Here is a 7,386-nt window from a genome sequence, read left to right as displayed (position 1 = left end):
GACCGTCACGCGCACGCGAACGAATTCGGGCGATTTGGCGTCGAGCGCGATTTCCTTGACCTGGCCGATCGGCACACCGGAGAAATTGACCGAAGAGCCCTTGGCGAGGCCATCGACCGATTGCTTGAAGAAGATGTCATACTCGCGCTTGCCCTCCGCGCCGAAGCGCGAGATCCACACGATGAACAGCGCCAGCACCGCGATCAGGATCAGCACGACCCCGCCGACCAGCACATGGTTTGACCGCGTTTCCATCAATCAGCCCCTGCTTGTTGCGGCGCATGTTCGTGCGCTTCCTGCGTCGTGATCGCCGCACGGCCCCGCGGCCCCTTGAAATATTCCTCGATCCACGGATGGTCCAACGCCAATAGCTCGTCGATGGTGCCGACCGCGATGACCTTCTTGTCCGCCAGCACCGCGACACGGTCGCAGATCGCGTAGAGCGAGTCGAGGTCGTGGGTGATCAGGAACACGGTCAGCCCCATCGTGCGCTGGAGCGACTTGGTCAGTTCGTCGAACGCGGCGGCGCCGATCGGGTCGAGCCCGGCGGTGGGTTCGTCGAGGAACAGCAGTTCGGGATCGAGCGCGAGCGCGCGCGCCAGCCCGGCGCGCTTGCGCATCCCGCCCGACAGTTCGGCCGGGTATTTGGGTCCGGCATCGGCGGGCAGGCCGGTCATCACCACCTTGTACGATGCGATCTCGTCGAGCAGGACGGCGTCGAGCTTGGGGTAGAATTCCTTGATCGGCACTTCGACGTTTTCGGCGACGGTCAGCGTCGAGAACAAGGCGCCGCCCTGGAACAGGATCCCCCAGCGCTTACGGATATCGGTCGCCTCGGTTTCCTCGCGGCCGATCGTCGGCTCACCGAACACCGTAATCTCGCCCTCATCGGGGGTCTGGAGGCCGATGATCGATCGCATCAGCACCGACTTGCCGGGGCCCGATCCGCCGACCACGCCAATGATCTCGCCGCGATAGACATCGAGGTCGAGGTCGTCGTGCACCACTTGCTCGCCGAAACTGTTCTTCAGCCCGCGCACGCTGATGACGATTTCCTTCTTCGCCGGGGCCATCACAGCCACCCGACCCAAGAGAAAAACACCGCAAAGAAGGCGTCGAGCACGATCACCAGGAAAATACCCTGCACCACCGCCGATGTCGTACGCAGACCGACTTGTTCGGCGTCGGCTTCGACCTGCATGCCCTGGAAACACCCCGCCATGGCGATGATCGCGCCGAATACCGGCGCCTTGATCAGGCAGATATAAACATCGCTGACCGGCACGACCTCGCGGATGCGCTGCACATACGTGATGAACGGGATGCCGAGGGCCGCCCAGCACAGCAAGCCGCCGCCGATGATCGACACCAATGCCGCATAAAAGCCCAGCAGCGGCATCATCAGTACCGTCGCCATCACCCGCGGCACGACCAACGCCTCCATTGGCGAGACGCCGATCGTTCGCATCGCGTCGATTTCCTCGGTCAGTTTCATCGTGCCGAGCTGCGCGGCGAACGACGACCCGGATCGCCCGGCCACCATGATCGCGGTCATCAGCACGCCGAGCTCTCGCAAAGACAGTCGCCCGACCAGGTTGATCGTATAGACCTCCGCGCCGAACTGGCGGAGCTGGACCGCGCCCTGCTGCGCGATGACGATACCGATCAGGAAGCTCATCAACCCGATGATGCCGAGCGCCGAGACGCCGACCACTTCGAACCGCTGGACCGTCGCGTTGAAGCGGAAGCGGCCGTGGCGGATCGTCGCCCAGAACGCCAGGGTCGTCGCGCCCAGAAAGCCGAGCAGCCCATACAGCGTCTTTCCCGACTGGATCGTCGCCGCGCCGATCTCCCCGAGCACCCGACTAAAGGCCGGGACATGTTCGCCGCGGATCCGCACCGGCTGGTCGGCGGCCTGCACCTGGTCGAACAAATGTTGGCCGTCTTCGCTCAGCCCCTCGACTGCGGCGCCGTTCTTTTGGCTGAAGCGATGGATCGTCCACGCGCCGATCGTGTCGATCCGCTCGATTCCCGACAGGTCGAGCCGTTCGGCCTTGCCGTCATAGGCTGAAAGACGGTCGGGCAAGTCGCCGAGATTGGCCAGCGACAGGCTGCCCGAAAAGCGCAGCGTGCCGGCGTCGCCGTCGTCGGTAAAGGCTGCGGGTTGGCTCATTCGGTCGCGACCATGAAAGATTATGGCTGGATCGGCAATAACATGGACGCCATGACGGCGGCATGCAGCGGCTCGCGATTTACGACATGGACAAGACGATCACGCGACGCGCGACGTGGACGCCGTTTCTCCGCGCCTACATGCGCGACCAGTGGTGGCGAGGCGTGCCTGTTCCGCGCGTATTAGTGCCAGCCCTGCTCTATCTTTTCGGGGGGATCGACCGAGCGCGATTGAAAACGCGGACTCAGGCCATTGTCATGGGAATGCGGGCCAAACGGGCCATCGTCGATCGCGTCGCCGATCGGTTTGCCAACAAGATAGCGCGATCCAACGTCTACGCCGATGCTCGATCGCGGATCGCCGGCGACAAGGCGGCGGGCTATCGTGTCGTGTTGGCGACCGCGAGTTACGATTTCTACGTACGGCCGATCGCCCGGGCACTTGGCATTGACGACGTTGTCGCGACGCCCTCGACGGTCGAGGGCGACCGGCTGGTGGCGCGGATCGCGGGCGAGAATTGCTATGGCCCGGCCAAATTGCGGATGATCGAAGCGTGGATGGCGGGGCAGGGGATCGCGCGCGACGATGCGCATGTCCGCTTCTATTCGGATCACGTGTCGGACGCGCCGACGCTCGATTGGGCGGACGAGCCATTCGCGGTGAACCCGCATGCGGCACTGGCGGCGTTGGCCAAGGAAAAGGGCTGGCCGATCCTCAGCTGGCGCTAGAGCGCCACGTCGATCGTGTGGAGCACGAGCCCGACCAATCCGCCGACCAAAGTCCCGTTGATGCGGATATATTGCAGGTCGCGGCCGACCGCGTTTTCCAGCCGCTGCGTGATCGTCCGTGCGTCCCAGCCGCGCACCGTTTCCGACACCAGGCGAACGATGGCATCGCCGTAATCGGCAGCGGTGCCGACCGCGGCGCGGCGCGCGAAGCGGTTGATCGTCGCGGCGAGTTCGGGATCGTCTTGCAACGTCGTGCCGAGCTGACGCAGTGCCTCGCCGAACCGGCCGGCCATCATCGAATCGGGGTCGCGCGCGACCTTGAGCATCGCGCCGCGCATCTGCTCCCAAATTCCCTGCCACCAATCGGCGAGCGCGGGATTGTCGAGCATCTCCGCCTTGAACCCCTCCACCCGCGCGCGCATTGTTTCGTCGAACTGCAGGTCATGCGCGAGTTGCGCCAGCCCTTCCTCGGCCTTGGCGCGCAACGGATGGCCGGGTTCGTTGGCCATGTCGTGGATCATCCCGTCGAGCCCGGCGATGATCTTGTTGGCGAGCGTCTCGTCAAGGCCGGTCCAGCGCATGATCCCGCCGGCGCGCTCGTGGACCATCGCGCGGATGATCGGCTGGTTGGCCTCGAGCACCTTCGCCGCCCATTTCACGATGCCGTCGAGCAACGGGACGTGGCGGTTCTCCGCGATCGCGGCGGATAGCGCATTGCCGAGCAAGGGCGAAATCTCGAGCGCCCGCAGCCGCTGCGCGATCGTCGTGCGCACCATCCCGCCGAGCCGTTCCTGATCGAGCGATTCGAGCATGTCGGCCGCCAGCCGCGAAGCGCCGCGCCGCAACCGCCCTTCCGTCGCGCCCTTTGGGTTGGCGAGCCAGCGCCCCGCCGCGCCCGCTACGTCCATCCGCCGCATCCGCCGCGCCACCACGCGCGGGATCAGGAAATTGTCGCGCAGGAAATTGGCCAGCGTATCGCCGATCCGGTCCTTGTTGCGCGGCACGATCGCCGTGTGCGGGATCGGCAGGCCGAGCGGATGGCGGAACAACGCGGTGACCGCGAACCAGTCTGCCAGCCCGCCGACCATCGCGGCTTCGGCAAAGGCGCGGACGAAGCCCCAGGCCGGATGCCGGTCGCCGAGCGCACGCGCGGCGAGGAACACCAATGCCATCGCCAGCAGCAACGCGGTCGCGACAATCCGCATCCGGCGAAGCGCCGGCGACGTGGCGGTCGAGCCGGGTAGGGGCAAGCGCGCCAGCTTCATGCCCCAAACAATCCCTCAATCGGGGGAAGGTTCAAGCCCCCTCCCCCGGCGAGTACAGACCCTAGGTCATTCGGCAGGTTGCGGTCCCTGGTCGTAACCGATCGGCCGCGGCGCGCCGGGACGCGTATCGATCACCGTCGAACCGTCGTCGCCGGGACGATAAGTCAACAGGCGGCGGGTCAGTTTCGGCCCAAGCCACTTTTCGATCCCGACCGCCAGGCTGAAGCTTGCCGGCACGATTAACAGCGTCAGCACGGTCGACAGGATCAGCCCGCCGATCACGACGATGCCCATCGGTGCGCGCCACGATGCGTCGCCCGACAACGAAATCGCGGTCGGGATCATGCCGGCGACCATCGCCACCGTGGTCATCACGATCGGCTGCGCGCGCTTGTGCCCGGCATCCTCGATCGCGACCAGGCTATCGACGCCCTTCTGCATTTCCTCGAGCGCGAAATCGATCAGCAGGATCGAGTTCTTGGCGACGATGCCGAGCAGCATGAGCAGCCCGATATAGACCGGCATCGAAATCGCCTGACCGGTGATCCACAGCGCGATCAGTCCGCCCAGCGGCGCGAGCAGCAGCGACCCCATGTTGACGAACGGCGGCAGGATGCGGCGATAGAGCAGCACCAGCACCGCGAACACGAGGAAGATGCCCGAGACGACCGCGACGAGGAAGTTGTTGATCATCTCCGCCTGCCACTTGGCCTGGCCGAGCGTCAATTTCTCGACCCCGACGGGCAGGTTCTTCATGATCGGCAGGTTGTTGATGTCCTTCCACGCCTCACCCGACACCAAAGGCTTGCCGGTCTTGGGATTGATGCCGAGGTCTGCGCCGACGGTCAGCTGACGCTGCAACTGGACGCGCTGGATTTTCGACGGGCTCGCGCCGAACCCGATCTCGGCGACGGTCGATAAAGGCACCGAACCGCCGCTCGCGGTCGGCACCGGCAGGTTCTGGATCGTCGCCATCCGCGACCGCGACGATTGTTCGAGCGCGACGGTGATCGGCACCTGGCGATCGGACAGCGAGAATTTGGCCTTGTTCTGGTCGATGTCACCCAGCGTCGCGAGCCGGATCGCGCTCGACAGCGCTTGAGTCGTGACGCCCAGATCGGCGGCAAGATCGAAGCGTGGCCGGATCACCAGTTCGGGCTGTTGCATGTCGCCCTGGATCCGCGGTGCGATCACGCTCTTCAGCTTGGACATTTGCGCGACGATCTTTTGCGCGGTGTCGTTGAGCAATTTCGGATCGGCGCCGCCCAGCACGACGGTGATGTCGCGGCCGCTCGATCCCCATCCCTGTTGCGAGCGGAACGACACCCGCGCATCGGGGATCGCCGCCAGCGTGGGGGCGAGATCGCGCTCGAACTTGACGCTCTTCTTGTCCTTGTTCTTTTTGAAGATGGCGGTGACTCGGCCGCTGCCGACGAAGGCGCGGGCATAAACGTCGTCGACCTGCGGTTGCTTGCTCAAAATGCCCGCGACCTTGTCGACCACCGCCTGCGTTTCGGCCAGCGTGGTGCCTGGGACCATCTCGATCGATGCAGTCGACGAATCCTGGTCCTGGTCGGGCTGGAACGACTGCGGCAGGATCGCGAAGAACACGATCGTCAACACCAGCGCGAGCGCGCCCGCAACGATCGACGACCAGCGATGCCTAAGCGTCCAGCGCAACGCCCCCATATAGGCATCCATCATCCGGCCTTCGCCGTGGCTGGCGTGTCCCTTCGCCTTCAGGAAATAGGCCGCGATCATCGGCGTGATGAGCCGGGCGACGCCGAGGCTCATCAGCACCGAGGCGACGACGGTCAGGCCGAAATTCTTGAAGAACTGTCCCGATACGCCGGGCATCAGCCCGACCGGCAGGAACACCGCGACGATCGACATGGTGGTGGCGAGCACCGCAAGACCGATCTCGTCAGCGGCGTCGATCGACGCCTGGTACGCGGTCTTGCCCATCCGCATGTGTCGGACGATGTTTTCGATCTCGACGATCGCGTCATCGACCAGCACCCCGGCGACCAGGCTCAACGCGAGCAGGGTCATCTGGTTGAGCGTGAAGCCCAGCAATTGCATGATCCAGAAGGTCGGGATCGCCGAGAGCGGGATGGCGAGTGCGGAGATCGCCGTCGCACGCCAGTCGCGCAGGAATAGGAACACCACCACCACCGCGAGCGCGGCGCCCTCGACCATCGCCTCGATCGCCGAATGATATTGCTTTTCGGCATATTCGGTTTCGTTGAAGATCAGCTTGAACTGAACCTTCGGGTTCTTTGCCTGCAGGTCGGCGAGCTTCTTTTCGGCGCCGTGGAACACGCTGACGTCGGATGCGCTCTTGGCGCGCTGGAAGTCGAAGGTGATGACCTGGCGGCCGTCGAGCTGCGAGGCAGAGCGTTGTTCGGCGAACTGATCCTGGACCGTGGCGATGTCGGACAGCTTGATCGTGCGCCCGCCGCCGACCGCGATCTGGGTCTGGCTGAGCGCATAGGCGTCGGCGGCGTTGCCCAGCACGCGCACCGATTGTTCGGATCCGGCGATTTCCGCGCGGCCGCCCGATGCGTTCAGGTTGACCTGGCGCAGCTGCGCGTTGACCTGGCTCGCGGTCAACCCGAGCGATTGCAGCTTGGCGGGGTCGAGCTTGACGCGGATCTCGCGGTCGACACCGCCGTTGCGGTTGACCGTCGCCATGCCGCTGACCGACTGCAATTCCTTGGTCACCGTATTGTCGATGTACCAGCTCAGTTCCTCGATCGTCATGTCGCTGGTTACCGCGGCATAGCTGGCGAGGTCGTTGCCGGTGGTGTTGGCGCGTTCGACTTGCGGTTCCAGAATGCCGTCGGGCAGGCTCCCGCGAATCTGTTGCAACGCGCTGCGCACGTCCTCGACCGCGCGATCGACCGGCGTGCCGATGTCGAGCTGGACGACCGTGACCGAATTGCCCTCGGTGACGTTCGAGTTGATCTCATCGATTCCCGACAGGCTGCGAACCGCAGCTTCGACCTTTTGCGTGACCTGGTTTTCGAGTTCGGTCGGTGCCGCACCGGGCTGCGAAATCGACACGATCACGACCGGGAAATCGATATCGGGGTCGTTATTGACCTTCATCGTGGCAAACGCGACGAGCCCCGCCACCGTCAACATCATGAACACGACGAGGCTCGGAACCGGATTGCGGATCGACCAGGCGGAGATGTTGCGGAAGCTCATAATCAGG

At 64.6% G+C, this 7,386-nt stretch carries 6 protein-coding genes; 1 reads left to right on the top strand and 5 read right to left on the bottom strand.

All coding sequences use genetic code 11. From position 1 onward, the window contains the following. From JWM94_RS03295 to JWM94_RS03285, 3 genes are all read right to left on the bottom strand, one after another. Positions 1-255: MlaD family protein (locus JWM94_RS03295; RefSeq protein ID WP_299421688.1), on the bottom strand; the 255-nt coding region annotated here is incomplete at its 3' end. Continuing rightward, entirely contained in the window at positions 255-1,073 is an 819-nt protein-coding gene (locus tag JWM94_RS03290) for an ABC transporter ATP-binding protein (RefSeq protein ID WP_299421685.1), read from the bottom strand. The genes JWM94_RS03295 and JWM94_RS03290, both read right to left, overlap by 1 nt. Continuing rightward, the gene (locus tag JWM94_RS03285) at positions 1,073-2,173 is read right to left on the bottom strand and encodes an ABC transporter permease (RefSeq protein WP_299421681.1); all 1,101 of its coding nucleotides are present in this window, start codon (positions 2,171-2,173) and stop codon (positions 1,073-1,075) included. The genes JWM94_RS03290 and JWM94_RS03285 overlap by 1 nt, the downstream gene beginning before the upstream one ends. A 62-nt stretch (positions 2,174-2,235) precedes the next feature. Here JWM94_RS03285 and JWM94_RS03280 point away from each other — a divergent pair, with 62 nt between their 5' ends. Next, the gene (locus tag JWM94_RS03280; protein WP_299421677.1) at positions 2,236-2,901 is read left to right on the top strand and encodes an HAD family phosphatase; all 666 of its coding nucleotides are present in this window, start codon (positions 2,236-2,238) and stop codon (positions 2,899-2,901) included. On the opposite strand, the gene JWM94_RS03275 is transcribed toward JWM94_RS03280, so the two are convergent. Beyond that, positions 2,898-4,166 (bottom strand): DUF445 domain-containing protein, encoded by a 1,269-nt coding sequence (locus tag JWM94_RS03275; protein ID WP_299421673.1) that lies wholly within the window; start codon positions 4,164-4,166, stop codon positions 2,898-2,900. The two genes, JWM94_RS03280 and JWM94_RS03275, sit on opposite strands and share 4 nt — an antisense overlap. A 66-nt stretch (positions 4,167-4,232) precedes the next feature. After that, entirely contained in the window at positions 4,233-7,379 is a 3,147-nt protein-coding gene (locus tag JWM94_RS03270; RefSeq protein ID WP_299421668.1) for an efflux RND transporter permease subunit, read from the bottom strand. Between the last annotated feature and the right edge of the window lie 7 nt (positions 7,380-7,386).

The sequence above is a fragment of the Sphingomonas bacterium genome, from assembly GCF_028289855.1.
Classification (GTDB): Bacteria; Pseudomonadota; Alphaproteobacteria; order Sphingomonadales; family Sphingomonadaceae; genus Sphingomonas.
This window is presented reverse-complemented; position numbering and strand designations above follow the sequence as displayed.

Excerpts from the sequence above, each read along its gene's own strand:
- JWM94_RS03290 (WP_299421685.1), bottom strand. The coding sequence starts at position 1,073 with ATGGCCCCGGCGAAGAAGGAAATCGTCATCAGCGTGCGCGGGCTGAAG.
- JWM94_RS03285 (WP_299421681.1), bottom strand. The coding sequence starts at position 2,173 with ATGAGCCAACCCGCAGCCTTTACCGACGACGGCGACGCCGGCACGCTG.
- JWM94_RS03280 (WP_299421677.1), top strand. The coding sequence starts at position 2,236 with ATGCAGCGGCTCGCGATTTACGACATGGACAAGACGATCACGCGACGC.
- JWM94_RS03275 (WP_299421673.1), bottom strand. The coding sequence starts at position 4,166 with ATGAAGCTGGCGCGCTTGCCCCTACCCGGCTCGACCGCCACGTCGCCG.
- JWM94_RS03270 (WP_299421668.1), bottom strand. The coding sequence starts at position 7,379 with ATGAGCTTCCGCAACATCTCCGCCTGGTCGATCCGCAATCCGGTTCCG.